This window comes from Streptomyces sp. NPDC059008 (genome assembly GCF_042749045.1).
Lineage (GTDB): Bacteria > Actinomycetota > Actinomycetes > Streptomycetales > Streptomycetaceae > Streptomyces.
This window is the reverse complement of sequence record NZ_JBHYJC010000038.1, coordinates 1-16,736: the sequence shown is the minus strand read 5'-3', so window position 1 is coordinate 16,736 and position 16,736 is coordinate 1. Positions and strand designations below refer to the sequence as shown.

The 16,736-nt window shown below is 65.6% G+C and carries 9 protein-coding genes, 2 tRNA genes and 1 pseudogene; 4 read left to right on the top strand and 8 right to left on the bottom strand.

What is annotated here, in order from left to right; genetic code table 11:
• The first annotated feature begins 1,944 nt into the window (after window positions 1–1,944).
• Together ACFWZH_RS30755 and ACFWZH_RS30750 are read left to right on the top strand one after the other, a co-directional pair.
• Window positions 1,945–2,030: transfer RNA gene (locus ACFWZH_RS30755), tRNA-Leu, on the top strand.
• A 1,364-nt stretch (window positions 2,031–3,394) separates the two neighbouring features.
• A complete protein-coding gene (locus ACFWZH_RS30750) occupies window positions 3,395–3,727 on the top strand; it encodes a helix-turn-helix domain-containing protein (RefSeq protein ID WP_384438515.1) in 333 nt (110 codons plus the stop codon).
• Between the two features lie 789 nt (window positions 3,728–4,516).
• Here the strand turns inward: ACFWZH_RS30750 and ACFWZH_RS30745 are convergent.
• The 7 genes and pseudogenes from ACFWZH_RS30745 to ACFWZH_RS30715 form a co-directional block, all read right to left on the bottom strand.
• Complete coding sequence (locus ACFWZH_RS30745) at window positions 4,517–5,350, bottom strand: HAD family hydrolase (protein WP_384438512.1); 834 nt, start codon at window positions 5,348–5,350, stop codon at window positions 4,517–4,519.
• Window positions 5,350–6,495, bottom strand: a pseudogene (locus ACFWZH_RS30740) (cysteine protease StiP family protein); the annotation flags it as partial. The gene ACFWZH_RS30745 and the pseudogene ACFWZH_RS30740, both read right to left, overlap by 1 nt.
• Before the next feature lie 232 nt (window positions 6,496–6,727).
• Window positions 6,728–6,874 carry a hypothetical protein gene (locus ACFWZH_RS30735; protein ID WP_384438509.1) on the bottom strand — a complete coding sequence of 49 codons (147 nt, stop codon included), beginning with the start codon at window positions 6,872–6,874 and terminating at the stop codon, window positions 6,728–6,730.
• Window positions 6,874–9,306 carry a phosphoribosyltransferase gene (locus ACFWZH_RS30730; protein WP_384438606.1) on the bottom strand — a complete coding sequence of 811 codons (2,433 nt, stop codon included), beginning with the start codon at window positions 9,304–9,306 and terminating at the stop codon, window positions 6,874–6,876. The genes ACFWZH_RS30735 and ACFWZH_RS30730 overlap by 1 nt, the downstream gene beginning before the upstream one ends.
• Window positions 9,307–10,383: 1,077 nt before the next feature.
• On the bottom strand, window positions 10,384–11,346 hold the full coding sequence (locus ACFWZH_RS30725) for an aldo/keto reductase (protein WP_384438506.1): 963 nt from the start codon (window positions 11,344–11,346) through the stop codon (window positions 10,384–10,386).
• A gap of 38 nt (window positions 11,347–11,384) precedes the next feature.
• A tRNA-Ile gene (locus ACFWZH_RS30720) sits at window positions 11,385–11,458 on the bottom strand.
• Between the two features lie 1,193 nt (window positions 11,459–12,651).
• Window positions 12,652–12,885, bottom strand: coding sequence for a hypothetical protein (locus ACFWZH_RS30715; RefSeq protein WP_384438503.1), 234 nt, complete (start codon window positions 12,883–12,885; stop codon window positions 12,652–12,654).
• 240 nt (window positions 12,886–13,125) lie between these two features.
• On the opposite strand from ACFWZH_RS30715, the gene ACFWZH_RS30710 reads away from it, so the two are divergent.
• Window positions 13,126–13,629, top strand: a complete 504-nt coding sequence (locus tag ACFWZH_RS30710) for a hypothetical protein (protein ID WP_384438500.1) — start codon at window positions 13,126–13,128, stop codon at window positions 13,627–13,629.
• Window positions 13,630–13,838: 209 nt separating this feature from the next.
• Window positions 13,839–14,273, top strand: coding sequence for an ImmA/IrrE family metallo-endopeptidase (locus ACFWZH_RS30705; RefSeq protein ID WP_384438498.1), 435 nt, complete (start codon window positions 13,839–13,841; stop codon window positions 14,271–14,273).
• Window positions 14,274–14,561: 288 nt separating this feature from the next.
• Here ACFWZH_RS30705 and ACFWZH_RS30700 read toward each other — a convergent pair whose 3' ends face one another.
• On the bottom strand, window positions 14,562–15,626 hold the full coding sequence (locus tag ACFWZH_RS30700; RefSeq protein ID WP_384438495.1) for a type III polyketide synthase: 1,065 nt from the start codon (window positions 15,624–15,626) through the stop codon (window positions 14,562–14,564).
• Between the last annotated feature and the right edge of the window lie 1,110 nt (window positions 15,627–16,736).

Sequence of the window (16,736 nt, the reverse complement as noted above, 5' to 3'; positions counted from 1 at the left end):
GCAAGTGGACGGGGCACGCTCCCATTGCAACGGATTAGGGAGCAGTTATGCAGTGATCGGCGAGAGCGGGAGTGGACTGGGATACGCGTCGGCCACCCGGCTGGCATCACAGTCCGGAGCCACATGTTCTCAATGAGTCATCGCAGGAAATCCAACAGAGGCTTCGCCCTCATGGACGATGAGCGCTACACACTTCAGGGATGGCCGATTCGCCGCAGGCCTGCGCAAGGCTCGACCAAGAGAGCGCATCGTACAGATGCGCGCCGACAGGATGACGAATCAGGCGCTGACTGCAGCGCAGTTTCGCGATTTTGTTGCGAGACCCCTACATGCGCGCTGCACTTCGCGACGAAGAAATCATCGCTGAACAGGTCGAGCAACTCTGCGCTGAACTTCGGAGTCGACGTCTCAGCAAAGGCAGTCACCACACGACCTGCGGTGAAGGAGGCTGGCCTCGCAGGCTGGCCCAGCTACGGCAACTGCCCTCACACTCACAGCTCCTGTGGGGGTGTGGCTGTTCCTAGCGGGCACCACGTGAGGGGTGCCGATTCTGTGCGCACTACGCCGATACTCACGAAGGTCCGCCCGCTGCTCGATGTCAGTCGACGACGCCCTTAGGTCAGCTCGACCTGGAACATCACGGCGGGCACTCCTTCGAAAGCCTCGCTGGTAGGCGTCGCCCGCTTGCCGGCTCACTGCCGCCTTCTGGCACAGCTTCCGCACCAGTCAGTCAGCAGAGGGGATAGCCAGAAGGCGTCGGCTGGTGAGTTCGTCAAGACCACCCAACCATGGCTTCGGACGCTCCCGGGACGGCCTGCCCACCACGATGCTCCTCGCGGTCGGGCACGGGAGAAGCCTCCGACCGCTGTGATCACGGCTGGCCAGCGGCGTGGATCTCTGTGGCTGGACTCCGTGCTGGAGGCGATCTGGTACAGAACGCGGGCGGCTCGGGCACCGCCCTGACCGAGTCAGGGCGGACGACTCCTGCAAGAACCGGCGCCTGCCCACACAGACACAGGACCACTCCCAGAGGGCCAGGTCAGCGACTGGCAGAACCGGTATGCGGCCGGGGATCGGCAAGGCCGACTACCGCCAGCCCTGAATTATGGATCACGTTCCAGTTGCCACACCGCTGTGGTGAGTGCAGGATGGATCCAGGCAACATCAAAATCTCCGAGGCCGGAATGAAGACCACTGGGGAATCCTGCTCATCGTGCATTCGCATGACTGACTGCCGGCCCGCGGAGATAACCGACGCAGCCAACTCCCCTCCTCGTTCCCACAACATTTAACAGGAGTGGTTTCTGTGCTCAATCCCAGTTCTCCCTTACCTCCCGCCAGTCAGCGGGGCAAGATTGCGGTGAAAATGACTGGCCAATGCGCCGCAGGGACCGCGTACAGCAGACATGTCCTCTGGCTAGGGGCCGGACATCTTCCCGAAAGGCTGCTTGCGACCCGGCTTCGAGGCCGACAGTCGGCATGTCCGCACGCCGGCAGGTCAGCCGCGGTATGTCTCACCAAGCTCGGCGCGCAGACAGCGTGGATGCAGGAAGCCGCCTACGCACCGCCAGAGAGCAGGCGGCTCTCCTCCTTAGTCGGCTCAGTTAACGAAGAGTCAGCAATGCAGAAGCGCCCACGCGGTCTGGTTAAGGACCAAGCACCTAGCACTTGCCATGGTCCTGCGCTCCAGGCACCAGAGGGGTCACCGGCAGGGCGATGTACCAGCACCAGTGAAGCCGTACCCAGAACCTCGCAGCCGGGCCCCGGCACACAGTTCTGGGATGAGCCCACGGCCAGCGCGACCGTGGACACCATGAGTAGTTGGCAACGCACAGGGCTGTGCTAGCCGACGCCCGTGCGCATTTGGCATGGAAGAAGCCGGAAGCCGTGACCACCCACCGCAGTGGTGTGTCGCGGTGGTGCACCAGACGAGCAGGGCAGCAAGGGCAAGTGGCGGAATCGGAAGACGCAGCGGACTTAAAATCCGCTACCCCGCATGGGGTGTGTGGGTTCGACTCCCACCTTGCCTACGCAGCAGGTCCTCTGTCCAATACATCGGCACGCCGGCCAGGCCGAGGGCCCGGCGTCGGGTGAGCCCTGCCAGAGTCCGATTGCCCTGCTGCTCGCAGAGAGGGCCGCCGAAGAGAGTGACAGGTAGATACCGAGGCTGGCTGACAGCGAAGGCACGCGTCCAGGCGAACTGCCGGTGGCTTTCAGTGCTGCCCCAGAGGTCTGATCCACCTTCTGCACCTTTGGGCGATACCTCGACGATCCGAGGTCAGGCTCTGTTCCGTGCGTGCGGCGGAGCCACCAGCGGCGTTCTTCTTTCTCCTGCACCGGGACGAGTCTGTGTCTCCCCCGGTCTGAACACCTCCTTAAGGCCTGACCATGGAATCGTCTTCATGCCTGGTCTGCGGCGACAGCAACACCGCACGGCTCTGTCCGGCGTGTCTGGCCCGGCTCCAGCTTGCTCTCAACACGCTTCCTTCTCTCTACGTCCGCCTCCACCTCGAACTCCCTTCGCTTCCCGCGCGGCGCCCATGGGAGACTCAGCCGGTGCGCGTTGCCTGGAGGTATCGCCGTCCGCTACCCCCTCTACGTCTATCCCTCCTCTCCCACGCTGACGTCTGCGTCGATACGGTCTACGCCTGGGCGGCTGCCGCTCTGCCGCAATGTCTGCCTGCTCGGCCTGTGCGTCGCGGACAACTACTGCAGCATCTGTGCCTGTCGCTTGCCGCTGAACTGCCCAGTGCCGTTGCAACCTCAGACGACGGATCTCTCGCCAACGACACCTGGGTCGCCTACCACCGGGCTCTGCTGCTTTTGGGGTGCGAGGAGCCTGCCCAGAACCTTGCAGCCCCTTGTCCTTCCTGCGACCTGCGGTCGCTCACCGCCTTGCCTGACGGCTCAACCATTTGTCGCTCCTGCCACGCCAGTTGGTCATCCCCACCTTCAACCTGACTCTGCCAGAATGCCGAAACCTTCCACATGTCAAGTACCACGCATCGAGTTCGTTCGGCCAGCGTCTTCCGGGGAACACGACTCTAGGAATGACGCACTTACAGAAAAGTCATGCCCAGCCACTCCAATCCAGCCTGGCAACCTGCACAAAGTCCCACCCCATTCTACCGACTTCGGCGATCCGCAATATAGGCTGCTGATCACTGCCGAAGCCACTCTTGGGGTTTTTCTGTCCCTCTCCTACATCCAACACTCGGCTCACTGCCGCTCATCGCTTCGCTCCTACGTACCGACGTGGTACTTCATATCCAAATAGCGAAGACCATGCCCTCAGGTCAACTACTGACGGCGGATGCTCCGGTATCCGACACTGCAGGCCACATCCGCAACAGGGCGCTAGTTCACCATTAGCACAGCTTAAAGGAGCCCTTCAATGAAATGGAACCTCCGGCTTGTCGCCGCGAAAAGGGACATCTGGAAAGCGTCCGAGGTGCAGCAGATCCTGTCAATTCATGGCCTCGAGATCTCTTCCCGGAAGATGTCTGGACTATGGTCAGGGAATCCAGTCTCACTCAAGCTGGATGACCTCGACGTCATCTGCGTTGCGCTCAATTGCCAGATCGGCGACCTGCTGACCCCCGAGCCGGAGAAGGTCCTCCACCTACGCCAGGAGGAGCAGACGGAGCGAGCCTCGATCCGCACAGGGGCACCCACGGCAACTGCGGTCTCCAAGCACTGGGACGGTTGGTTGCCACCGCCGGAGTGAGTCATGCACGGTCCCAGCATGATCCAGCACACCCGATCAGGGATCCGCCCTCCTTCGCAGTGCGGACGAAACGCTGCACTCGCCGAGGATCACTGTTTCTTGCGAAACAGTGCAACAATCCTGTCCCAAATTCGGGAGACCTACGCGGTGGAGCTTCACAGGTCAGCACCGAATGATCTATCTGCAATGCCTTCGGCCAATCTGGCCGCATCGAAGCCCAGGGGGCGCTGAGCGAGCCGCATTGGTCGACATCGCGGCAACGTGCACTTCGGCGATCGTCAACTCATTCCCGCCATTGCACTCGGCGCTGAGCGCGCGGCCCGCGGTGATCGCCACGAGGCCGTCCTCGCTGAGCTTGGTGCACAGGATAGTAGCGATGTTGTAGAGGTTGGCGACCGCCGTGAGCCGACACCTCCGCAGGCTTGGGCTTGGGTGATCTGGCCGTGGGCCTTCGATGCGTGCGGGCCCAAATCTAGAGGGCAATCACTCACCAGGGATCTGTTGAACTCTCCTCCGAGGAGACACGTCGCAGTATGAGGAACCTGGTGGAGCTCGGATACCGGTGGACCCCAAAGAGCAGCCACGAAGATATGGTCAGCCCGCTCCCCCTTCGCCGGCGAAGAAGTGCCCGGTGCACGATTGGTCGCCGGGAGGGGCAGCGTAGGGTACGAGGTCAACACGCGCGCACTGTCTAATCTGCACCCATCTCACGTGACTTACGCCGCACAGCGTGACAGGGAAGTCGTCGTCACGTCCGGAATAATCCCGTGCGGGTGAACGAAACGAACCTCAATCGATCGTCGAAGGTGTAATTTCAAGGGAGTGTAGAAGGGCGCGGAGAATAGTCTCGCTGGCCGCCACACCCCGCTCCCGGAGCGCGGTGACGTTCGCGGCCCGCCAGCCGGTGTCGGCCAGTTCGCCGTGGCCCGGCCGCCACCCGCGGTCCGCGGCCAGCAGCAGGTCGGTGTCGAGCAGCGAGTCACCGGCCGCGACGATCCTGGTGGCGCCCGTGCGGCGGGCCACCTCGGCCACCGCGGCGCTCTTGGTGAGCGGCCGTGGAACGGCGTAGATCTTGCTGCCCTGGAAGGAGACCATCCAGCCTCGCGGCTCCGCCCAGTCCGCCAGGTCCTTCACCCAGGTCTCCGGCAACAGGGACCGTTCTACGACGAGATAGACAAAGAGGTCCTCCGCGGTGTGCTCGCTGCGCAACCAGGCCGGGTCGGCGGTGCGGAAGAGGTGTGCGCGGATCTCGTCGAGCGGCACGCACTGGGTGGCGAGCCGGGCGGCGACGGTGCGCTGCCAGTCCGGGTCGGACTCGCCCCGGACGAGCAGGTGGCCACCGTTGGCGCAGACCGCGAACTCCTTTGGTGGGCCGGGCAGTTGGATGCGTAGGTACTGCTCGCGGCTGCGGGTGGTGGCCGGTACGAAGGTGGTGCGGGCGGCCAGCTCGGCGAGCAGCACGGCGGCCGTCTCGGTCAGGTAGGTCAGCGGCTGACCCTTGTAGATCTCGACGCACAGCAGCCGGGGGGCCTCCGCGTCTGGCCCAGTGAGGTGCAGCGCGGCGGCCGAGTAGATCAGGGTGCGGTCGAGGTCGCTGGCGACCAGCGGTGCGGACGTGGTCATCAGCAGGCCACCTCCTTGCCGTCCGCGCCGGTGGCCCCGCGGGGGTACCTCGGGTGGACCAATCCGATGCAGGTGTAGGGGAGTTCGTCGACCTCCTCGACGGACACGCCGCGCTGTTCAGCCAGCAGGCGGACGTGGTCGAGGTCTCTGCCGATGCCGCGCCGGACAAGGATCCGCCAGGGGACACGGCGCAGTAGAATCCGGGTGGTCTCGCTGACGCCGGGTTTGACGAGGTTGATGTCGTGGATCCCGTACTCCGTGCAGATCTGCTCGGCGGCGGCCCAGCCGGCCCAGGTCGGGGTGCGGTCGGCGGAGGCCAGTTCCCGCACGTCGGCGGCGACCGCGTCGGAGACCTCGTCGAAGCGGGCAGTGATGGTGTCCAGGAACTCCGCCGACAGGTTGTCGTTGGCCAGTTCGCGGTAGAACTTGGCGCCGTGAAAGTCGTCCGGCCCGACCAGGTCGGCGCGCAGGACTGTACGGGAGACCAAGCCGGAGACGGCGGAATTCAGGCAGGCGGACGGGATGAGGAAGTCGTCCCGGGTACCGTAGGTCGTCACACAACCGCCGGGGTCGGCGAGCACCGCGATCCGAGGGTCGAAGCCACGGCACTCCGTGAAGTCGGCCAGCGTGCCGGCGAGTTCGCAGGTGGCGGCGCCCTTGCCCGTCCAGCCGTCGACGAAGACCACGTCCGCCGGTTCGTGGTGGGCGGTCAGCCAGCGCAAGGCGGTGGTGTCGACGCCCCGGCCGCGGACGATGGAGACGGCGTAGTGTGGCAGGCCCAGGCCGCGGGTATGCGCGGCCCAGCGACGCATCAGGATGCCGACGGGGATACCAGCCTGGGCGAGGGAGACCAGGACCGGGCGAGGTCCCCGCTCGGCAAGGATGATCTCGGTGACCGTCCCGACGGCCCTGGCGACGCGGTCGGCCGAAGCACGCAGCGCGTCATGGACCAGCTGCATGTACTCCTCACCAGTGGGCAGGTACTCCACTGGCAGTAACCCCGCGTGGTCAGCGCCGCGCCGGATCGCCTCCTCGTTTTCCTCGATGGATACCTCCGGCATGGCGTCGGACAGGTCTTTAAAGAGCCAGCCGACCTCGTCGGAGGCGTAGGAGGAGAAGGCGGGGCCGCGCAATGGGCTGGGAAGCGCGCCGCGTGCCAGATGCCGAGTTTCTTCTTCCGTACGATCCATGGCTATGTCCTTCTGGTATTTGATACCGCTACCCATTGATTGTTCTTGCCATAGTTGACCGTCATCGTTCGTGCCGGCGGCAGACTCGGGACCTGTGGGGTCTTGGCCCGGGATCCCTTCCATCCCCGCCGGGGGTGCCACACGGCGCTCACGGAATTAGCAGACAACTGGACCGGAACAACATGGTTCATCGAGTGCGGCCGGCCCGCATAGATCTCGACGCACAGCAGCCGGGAGCGGCTGCGGCATCGGAGTCGGTGAGGCGGAGCTCGGCGGCGGAGTAGTCCAGGGTGTGGTCGAGGTCGCCGGCGACCGGTGTTGCGGACGTGGTCATCAGCGGGCCGGCGCCTTGCTGTCCGCGCCGGAGGCGCTGCGGGTGAAGTGGGGGTGGATCAATCCGACACAGGTGTAGGGGAGTTCGTCGACCTCCTCGAAGGGTACGCCGCGCTGTTCGGCCAGCAGGCGGACGTGGTCGAGGTCGCTGCCGGCCTCGCGCCGGACAAGGATCCGCCAGGGGACACGTCGGAGCAGGGTGCGGGTGGTCTCGTTGACGCCGGGCTTGACGAGGTTGATGTCCCGCATGCCGTATTCCGTGCGGATCCTCTCGACGGCCGCCCAGCCCGCCCAGGTCGGGGTGCGGTCGGCGGTGGCCAGTTCCCGCGCGTCGGCGGCGACCTCGTCGGCGACCTCGTCGAAGCGGGCAGTAACGGTGTCCAGGAACTCCGCGGTCAGGTCGCTGCCGACCAGTTCGCGATAGAACTTGGCGCCGTGGAAGTCGTTCGGCCCGACCAGGTCGGCGCGCAGGACTGTGCGTGAGACCAGTCCGGAGATGGTGGAGTCGAGGCAGGCGGTCGGGATGAGGAATTCGTCGCGGGTTCCGTAGGTGTCAACGCAGCCGCCGGGGTCGGCGAGCACCACGAGCCGCGGATCGAATGCAGGGTAGTCGGCCAGGGCACGGGTGAGTTCGCGGGCAATGAGACCCTTGCCCGTCCAATTGTCGACGAAGACCACATCCGCCGGGTCGTGGTGGGCGGCGAGCCAGCGTAGGGCGGTGGTGTCGATGCCCCGGTCGTGGACGATGGAGACGGCGTAGTGCGGCAGGTCCAGACCGTGGGCGTGCTGGGCCCAGCGGCGCATCAGGATGCCGGCGGGGGTGCCGGCTCGAGCGATGGAGACCAGGACGGGGCGGGGGCCCCGCTCGGCGAGGACGGTCTCGGTGACCGTGCCGACGGCGCGGGCGATCCGGCCGGCGGAGGTGCGTAGCGCGGTGTGGACCAGCTCTTGGTACTCCTCGTTGGGCTGGTACTCGACCGGCAGCAACTCCGCGTCATGGGCGCCGCCCTGGACAGCCTCCTCAAACTCTTCGATGGATGCCTCCAGAGTGATGTCGGACAGGTCCTGGAGCAGCCAGCCGACCTCGTCGGGGGCGTAGGAGGAGAAGGCGGGACCGCGCAGCGGGCAGGGAAGCGCGCCACGCGGGGTGTGAGTGGGGACGACGGCTAGCAGCAGCCGGTCGGTGTGGCCGGCAAGCCGGTCCAGAAGGCCGCCAGGGGCGTGCAGTTCGGGTCGGTCGCCAGCGGAGTCGACGACCGCGACGATGGCGTCGAAGCGACGATTCAGGTCGCTGCCGGGGGCAACGTTGTAGGCATAGCGCTCCCCCGGGCCGTCCGTGGGACGGTCGTGGGCGGGGAACGCCAGCCGGGTGCGGATGGCATAGCCCGGGTCGTCCACGGCGAGCACTGGCGAGCGGGTGGTGGTCGAGAAGTGGACGGTCGCGCCGGTGCCGACGACGTGCGTGCGCAGGGCTCCGGCCAGGCGCAGCGGGACGTACATCAGCTCCTCGTTGCCGAGGACGAGAGTGCGGCGGGCACCGTTGAGGCGCACGGCGATCCGCTCAGCCATGGCGGGTAAGTGTTCCTCCAGAAGCGCGCGGTGGGCAGGGGTGAAACCGTGCCGTCCGCCATCGGGTAGCCCAGCGGGCCAGCCGAGGTCAATACGCTCCGTCTCCGGACGTATCGCCCCGCCGCCTTCGGAGGCCGTCGGCGGCTCCTCGTGGACCGCGACCAGTTGCTGGCCGCGGTCCAGGACGTCGTCGGGGAGGTGGATACCACCAGCAGCAAGGGTGATTAGCTCGAGCCGGGCGCCCAAGCCAGCAACGAACTCGTCCAACCGCGTGCGGTCTTCCTCGTTGCGCAGGTCAGCCAGTGCGACGATGACATATCGCTCGCGCGAGTAACGAGCATGGAGTACCCGGATGGTGTTCAGGACCGTGCGCCCGGTGGAAATCTCATCGTCAACAAGGACCAGGGGGCCATCCCCTGCCAGCAGGGTCGGGTCCTCGGGAAGCAGGAAGTGCGAGGTGGCGTGGCAGTGCTCCTCCTCGAAGCCCGCCGCATGCGGCACACTTGGCACTGATCGACGGGTGGAGTGGAAATACGGGGCTAATGCCAGCCCGTCAGCGACGGAGTGCCCCAACCCGGTGCCGTCCTCAGCGTAGCCGAGGACTACCGCACGGGCAGCGTCGTCCTCACCAAGGATCGTGCGCACCCGACGGCCCAGCCTGACGCCGACGCCATGGGCCACGTCCGGACTCTGTGGTACGTGCTTGCCGAGCACATTGGAGACCAGCAGGTGAGCACGCTTGGGATTGCGCCGCAGCGCCAGCCCGAGCAATTCCGACAGCTCCTCCCCGCCATTCAACGCGATCCCAAGCCGTCCAGTGACCCACTCTCCCGTCCACACCCCGTGCCGTGGCTCCTCCGTCATGCCGTCCATGTCACTGTCCTCCTGATGGGTCATATCGCAATATCATTTGGTTGCTTTGCCATCGTTGGCGTTGTCGTTGATGCCAGCTGCAGGCTCGCTGGCAAGTATTTTTCACGAAGGTGAATTAAATGACGGGAAGCTCAATCTCAATAGAGCGGTCATTCTTGGCGGTGCCATCTCCGAATGGCGGGGGTGGTTAAAGGGATTCTCCTGCCGCCCGCTTGTCGGATTCCGGTTAGCGGGGCGTAGCGTCAGCTCGGGCATGCACTCCCAAAGCATCGACTACAGTCCTTGCCGCCTGTCGCGTCCGCAGCACCACTGAAGGATGATTTCGAAGCTTTCGCGGTCGAAGGCGGGCCAGGGAGTGGGGGTGTAGAGCTAGTCTGCGTGGGTCTGCCATGGCATGTATCCCGATGGCTGGTGCTCACCAGAGGTTCGGATGACCACGTCGAGCCAATTACGCCCGCTACGACCTGCGTTTCACGCTTTTAGATCCCCCTCGGAAAGGGCCAGACAGAAGACCAGGTAGGCAGCCGCGAGAAAGTTGCCCGGCATGATGGAAGGTCACTTAGGTCGCCACCTCTGAGGATCTACGTGATAACAGATAACGAGCGATCCATCCGGTGCATGTCGGATGGATCGGGTGGCCCGATTAGATGTTCGCGCCAGTAGGCACGGAGGTTATGCGCCACACCCAACGTCTGACCTGTAACTTGCGCCTAGCAAGAGGGCGTTGGGGGGCGGACCTCACATACGACGTGTTGCTCAGCACCTCGAACCAGGGAGCCGCCGAACCGCGTGCCGCGACCGACTCACTACGCGTCCACAGTCAACGCAATCCGCCCCAACCGCACCTCGATCCCGGGACGCAGCACCTCAATTTCAGGGCTCCCATCAGCAGTGCCGCTCAGCGACGTAGTGCTTCGCGCAACCACGGACAAGGTGAATGCCCCAGGGCGCCGTTCAAGAGATGCCGTGAGCCCGGCCTGCGGTCACCTGCGTACGCGGTGAGCTGTCAGCATCCGAAACCAGGCCCCGCTCTCCTCAGCATCTGCAGAGCCGCCCACCGAATCCACGTCACAGAGCGCCGACAGCGTCAAGGGCGGTGAGGTGGACGGGGTCGAAGTTCAGGTTGTGCACAGTCTGGAGATTCTCGGCGAGGTGGACGGGATGAGTGGCAGTTATGAGGGCGGAGGTGATGCGGGGATCGCGGAGAACCCAGGCGAGAGCGAGCTGGGCAGGGGTCTGGTCGCGCTCGCGGGCGATTCGAGACAGAACCGTCCGGGCCAGGATGGTCCGGGTAGCGGGCGAGGGGGAAGAGTCGGAGTGAGCTGCGCGAAGGGCAAGGTTGCCGTGGTGGAGGGGTGCGCAGGCGACGGTACCAATGCCGTGGTTGGCAAGGACGTCGAGGAGCCCGCCTTCGATCCATCGGTTGGACAGCGAGTAGGCGCTCTGGCAGGCGGCTGCGGGGTTACCGGATTCGGCCAGGAGCTGCACGGCGTGGCGGGTGGGGGCGGGAGCGTAGCCAGACAGGCCGGTGTAGAGAGCCTTTCCCTGGTAGACAGCCGCGATCAGGGCGCCCACGGTCTCTTCCAAGGGCGTGGCGGCGTCGTGCCGGTGGGCGTAAAGGACGTCAAGGTGGTCCAGGCCAGTTCGACGCAGTAGGGCGTCGAGCGTGGAAAGGAGGTATTTACGGGAGCCGAAGCCGTCGAGCGAGCCGGGGCCGGTAGCCAAGCCGATGCGAGCCGTGAAGATCAAGTGGGGGTGGCGGGCCTGGAGCCTGCCAAGGTGCCGGCCGGGCCCAGGGTGCAACAGGCTGCCGGGCATCGGGCAGCTGGGGGTGACGTCGAAGGCGGTGTAGCCCTGCTCGATGGCATGGTGGAGCAAGGCTCCGGGCTCGGTAGCGGGGAGTTCTCGGGTGGGGCCGAGTGCGAGGGTGAGGAGAGGCAAGCGCAGCCCGCTGCGGCCGCTGCGGCGTCGCGGCAACTGACCGTTGTCGAAGTCAGCCAGCGCAGGAAGAGGAAACGGGGGCGGATGCATGGTCGGTCTCCTATGCCAAGCGTGTGGGGAGGTTGGGATAGGGCGTGCGGGACTTGAACCCGCGACCGGAGGATTATGAGTCCCCTGCTCTGACCGGCTGAGCTAACGCCCTGGGCGGGGTGACGTCGGGTGTAGGGCGGTGAGGCCGGTACGAGTCGTATGGCCGGGGCACTGATGAAGCCGGCGACCAGGTCCGCTTGCAGCTAGGGGCAGGGCGAGCCAATAGACCCGAGCGACAACCGCCATTGCGGTGAGACGGGGCGCCGCGGCAACACCGCATCAGTGTGGAGGGTGGCGTGCCAGTAAATCGGTGCCGGAGGTGTCCGTTCGGTAGACCGTACTGACTGCTGCGCGGTCTGGTCCGGGAAGCGGGTCATGCGTCTCCTTCCGGAGGTGGGGCGAGGTCGGAGAATCGATCCACATGTCCGCAGAAGCGCCTGCGGTGTTAAGGCAGGCGGAGTTGGGGATGGCTAAGAACAAGGTCCTCGTTTCCCCGGGGCAGGCATCATGCCAGCGACAGTGCCGGTTCACCGGTCGGATCCCCGTCGGTATGGGCTGCAGGGCAAGGCGTATGAACGCCGGCTGAGGGCCGGTTCGTGCCGCGCTCGCGTCGGCCCGTTGCACGGCATCACCACGGGGCGTCACTGACTGCGGAATCGCTCCATAGCAATGGCCAAGTGTCCTCGGTCGGGTAGCCGTCCGCAGCGGCCCCGCGCCCCCCTTGGGCGAGCTGAAATCGGGTGCAGGCTTGCCGGAGCGTGTCATCCCAAGCGCTGGCGACCACAAGGCCAGGATCCCATTGCAGCGCCCTTCGATGGGCCTCCCCAGCCCACCCCCCGACAATCAACCGTAGGCGGAGCAGGAGGATCCAGCCGTTGCTCTGGCCGGGCCCGAAGTGCTCCCGCCCGGGGAAGTCGGGGACATACGCCGTGTGCACGCAGGGTGAGTTGATGCTGGGATGGCGGCGTCGGGCGACAGATATGACGTGACTTGGCTGGGGTATGGGAGGGACGCTCCGACCCCCTCCTACCAGGTTGTACCAGGTCACGGACTCGGGGCGGCCCTGGACTTGTTCCTGCGACCACGTATCGGGACAGCCGGACGACAGGTAGTGGCTCGCCCTGCGGCTCATCAGTATTCGGCGCAAACAGGCGATGTATGCCTGGCGCGCACCTGGGTGGAGGGTATGGTCCGGAGGATACAGACCGACGGCATACCTAGGCTTGGGGGCTGCGTTCAGAAAGCGGCCTACAGGCCTCCGACGCCGCGGCACGCGGCGGGGGGAATCAGTGGAACGGTCAGGCGTCACAGCACAGCCTCCCATCCCATCGACCCTATGAACCGGCGCCGTGCGCGCCGCTGAGCCTCTTCGGCAGCATTCTTCAGTTCCTCGAAAAAAGCCGCCGCCTGAGCCGAGTCCGCGGGAGGGAGGATGATCGTCTCGTTCCCGATTTCCAGGGCCGGAGGCTCGATGGCGGTCTCGAGCACCCGGACCCGGGCAGCGGGCGTTACGTTGATGTATTGCGTCACCTCAGCCACGGGGGTCCTCTCTTGTGCTGGGCGGGCCTGAACAGAGAAGCGGGCAGCCTCTACAAAGCGACACGACAGCCTGCTCTACATATAGGCCGATATCTGATACATGTAACGTAAGTCGATGAACATAGGCTGGCAAGCGGATCGCGGCACATGGGTCGCCCGTGTGCCAGGACCTCGATACGGTGACAGCAGGCGTGGCATCCCGTGCCCTGACCGCCGCGCACCCCGCCAGGAGAGACCAAGATGGACAACGACCTGCAGCAACTTGTCATGACGCGGCTGACAGAGCTCGGCGCCCCCCATCGCCCCATGAGCTACCGGGCAGCAGCCGCCCGCAGCCACGGCCTCATCAGCCATGGCACCATTGGCCGCCTTGCTCGGGGCGAGCACACCGGCATCCTCGAAGACCAGACCCTCGACGGTCTCGCCCTGGCCCTGGCTCTGCCCCGCGCCCACATCGAACGCGCCGCTGGTCTATACCGGGAGCGGCCTGCCGAGCCCTTCACTCTGCCCCCCCGCGCCAGCCGACTCACCCGGCGTGAGCGCGAGGTCGTCCTCAGCGTCGTCGACGCCCTCCTCACCGCTGCCGACCGGGGCAAGGCGCACTCGACGCCCCGCCGCTCCGCATCGCCCGCCCCCGCGCAGGAGCACTTCGACCTGGTGGCCTATACCTCCGATGGTAGTGGCGCCGTCTCCGCCGCCGACCTGGAGACTATCCGCCGCCACGAACAGGAACGCCACCGCTGACCAGCCCGCCGGCACAGCCCTCAGCGCGCTCGACGCCGCTACGCCTCCGGCCCCGCCCACGCTCCCACGAACGGGCTCATCAGTAGGCAGATTGGTTGAAGCCAGGACGGTCCGCCGCGTCTCTCCCGCAGGTCGCAGCCATTTGTGCCCTAATTCTGCCAGCACATGATCAACGGCACGTAAAGGCTGTCCGGGAGAAAGACGCCTGCTTGAACACCTACACCTACGACCCCCAGACCGAGCTTGACGACCTCGGTGTCCCTGTCCACTACCTCCCCCTGCGCGACATGCTTGCCGCCTGGGACGCAGAACGACGCAAGGTCTACTGCACCCAAGGCCTAGGTCCCATCCAGAAGCGCTGCGCACTCACTCACGAGCTCGCGCACATCGCCCTTGGCCATCACCGCTGCACCTATGGCGGGGCCACCAACGTCGCCACTCTCGCCCAGGAACGCGCCGCCGAACTATGGGCCGCCCGCCGCCTGATCACAGTCGTCCAACTCGCCATCGCGTACGACTCCGACCTACCCAAGAGCGTCCTCGCCCGCGAACTCGGCGTCACCCCCCGCATATTCCGCGCCCGCATCCTGGCCGAAGAAGAGGACGAACAACGCTGGCTCAGCCCCCGGGAAACCTTCCACTGAAAAACTCCACCAAGATCGTGACAGGACAGGCCGCGAGGGACGCGAAGCCAGCAATGCCGTCGTGCGCCCAGCACCTCGGGCCCAAGGAGCCCCTTGGCACCTTGCCGGCGCGGCCCCAGCAGTGCAGTGACCCGATCACCTTGCCGGATGCCACTTTATGGAGAGAGCGCCGCCTCCACCCTCTGGATAGATCGCGCCGTGCCGCGTGTCAAGATGTCCTGGTTTGCGGAATCTGGACACGCGGCCGACGGCGGATTTCGCGGTGTGCGCGGTGACCGGCCGTGACGGTCACTCCGATGCTTCCGGAGTCGAGGTCCAGGTGCCCAGCGACATCTCCGCGGTGATACCGGGACCGAAGCCGGCCAGCAGGCCGCGGTGGCCCTCACGGGAGGACTCCTCGTCGAACATCCTGCCCAGCGCGTCGAGGATCACCGCGCTGGCGATGTTGCCGTACTCGGTCAACGTCGCCCGGCTGAAGCGGAACGCCTCAGGCGGCACCTCCAGGAAGCGACTGAGGTCGTCCAGGATGCGCGGGCCGCCGGCGTGGACGAGGTAGAAGTCCAGGTTGCCCGCGTCCCACTGCTGCTCCTTCGCGACCGCGCGCAGGGCCGGGGCGAGCGGCTCCATGGTGCCCGGCACCCGCTTGTCCAGCAGGAAGTGGAAGCCGGTGGACCGCACCGCGTAGGAGATCCAGTCCTCGGTGTGCGGGATGAGGTACGAGCCGTTGCGCTCCAGGCGGACGCCCTTGCCGCCCTTGCCGCGGACCACGGTGGCGGCCACCGCGTCACCGAAGAGGCCGTTCGACAGCAGCGACCCCACGCCCAGGTCGGTGGGCTGATAGCACAGCGAGCAGAACTCGCAGGCCACGATGAGCACGTTGGCGTCCGGGTACGCCGTGCAGAAGTCGTGCGCCCGGTTGATCGCCGCGCCGCCCGCCGCGCAGCCGAGCTGCGCGATCGGCATCTGGCGGGTCTCCGACCTGAAGCCCAGCGTGTTGATGAGCCAGGCGGTCAGCGCCGGCATCATGAAGCCGGTGCAGGAGACGTAGACGATCAGGTCGATCTGCCGTGCCTCCAGCTCGGCCTGGTCCAGTGCCTGGCGCACCACGGCGGGGACGCGGGCCTTGGACTCCTCTTCGTAGACCTCGCTGCGGGCGTCGAGACCCAGGTGCTTGAGGACCTTGTCGATCGGCTGGATCAGATGCCGGGTGAGGACGCCGGTGTGCTCGATCAGTCGGAGCACCAGTTTCAGCTGCGTATGGTCCTTGTGCAGCCGCCGGGCCAGTTCGAGGGTGTCTTCCTGGGTGATGACGTATTCGGGGACGGCTATCGCTGGTTTGCACAGAACTGCCATGGGATTCCACTCCTTGCAGACCATGGTTCGCCCAGTTTTAAGCAGCAAAAAGCCCTACCGTCGTTGCGGTTGCCGGGCGCTGGGCGGTCGACGACCACGATCAGGCTGGTGTAGGCGTCGATCGGGGACCTGGTGAAGGGTCGGGTAGCGGTCGTTCTTCGACTGCTCGGCGGCCTAGAAGTCACACGTGGGACAAAGGATGCTGTCCACGACAGCACTGCGTCGCATCCTGGCACAGTCGCTTGAAACGACCGCAGGGCGAGCTATAGCCCGAGATGAACGACGATGCGATCCACAGCCGAACCTGGAGATATCAGACAGCAGGTCAAATGAACACCGTTCGACCCGTACGCGGCGACCAGCAGGGCTCAGTCTCGAATGCAGACTCCATGGCCGGCCAGGACTGGCGAAACCGGTCGGCACCCTCGTAGCGCAAGGGTGGTGCTCACTTGCCGAACTGCACGACGCTCACTGCTGCGAAGGATATCCAGGCCCCCTCGAACGACATAGACACATCGGACAGTGAAAGACCGACTCAACGTGCCAGCCATTACGGACAGTGCCTAATTAGCACCCGCGAAACGACGGGATCATGTACGACTTACTGAATCGCCAGACTTACACACCTACAGATCTCCACACTGGCGTCTTCCATGGAGGCGCCAGCAAGGCTGGCCATCGAGCATGGCTCAGGAGCCGTCACGCGTCGAGGGATGGGATCATGGCCGTTAAATCCGACATGGGCGCACGGTCCTGGGGACGACTGTGCCGGGGCACCCGGCCCGGATGGCCTCGTACATCACATACGATGCCGCACTCCAGCAGGAACTTCTCCACTTCGCAACGGAAAGCAGGAACCGGCGACTGAGCCACACCGCGTGCGCGATCGTCTCAGGTGGAAGCAGTAGCCCTTGTACGGAGGTGCTGAGACAGCGTCCACGAACGGACCCTTCGACGGCGATCCCAGCCGAGATCATCACAGGCCCCGCGCCAACCTGGCAGAATCATGGCTGCTGCGGCGCGCGGGGACGGGGCGACGGTGCGCTCCTGCTGCGGCAGCGGCTCCGGGAGCGTTCCCTGGTCGAGGAAGACCCGGCGCACCACCCGCTC

Coding starts and splice junctions, on each gene's coding strand:
- ACFWZH_RS30750 (WP_384438515.1), top strand. CDS start 3,395: ATGAAATGGAACCTCCGGCTTGTCGCCGCGAAAAGGGACATCTGGAAA.
- ACFWZH_RS30710 (WP_384438500.1), top strand. CDS start 13,126: ATGGACAACGACCTGCAGCAACTTGTCATGACGCGGCTGACAGAGCTC.
- ACFWZH_RS30745 (WP_384438512.1), bottom strand. CDS start 5,350: ATGACCACGTCCGCACCGCTGGTCGCCAGCGACCTCGACCGCACCCTG.
- ACFWZH_RS30725 (WP_384438506.1), bottom strand. CDS start 11,346: ATGCATCCGCCCCCGTTTCCTCTTCCTGCGCTGGCTGACTTCGACAAC.
- ACFWZH_RS30700 (WP_384438495.1), bottom strand. CDS start 15,626: ATGGCAGTTCTGTGCAAACCAGCGATAGCCGTCCCCGAATACGTCATC.
- ACFWZH_RS30730 (WP_384438606.1), bottom strand. CDS start 9,306: ATGACGGAGGAGCCACGGCACGGGGTGTGGACGGGAGAGTGGGTCACT.
- ACFWZH_RS30735 (WP_384438509.1), bottom strand. CDS start 6,874: ATGACCACGTCCGCAACACCGGTCGCCGGCGACCTCGACCACACCCTG.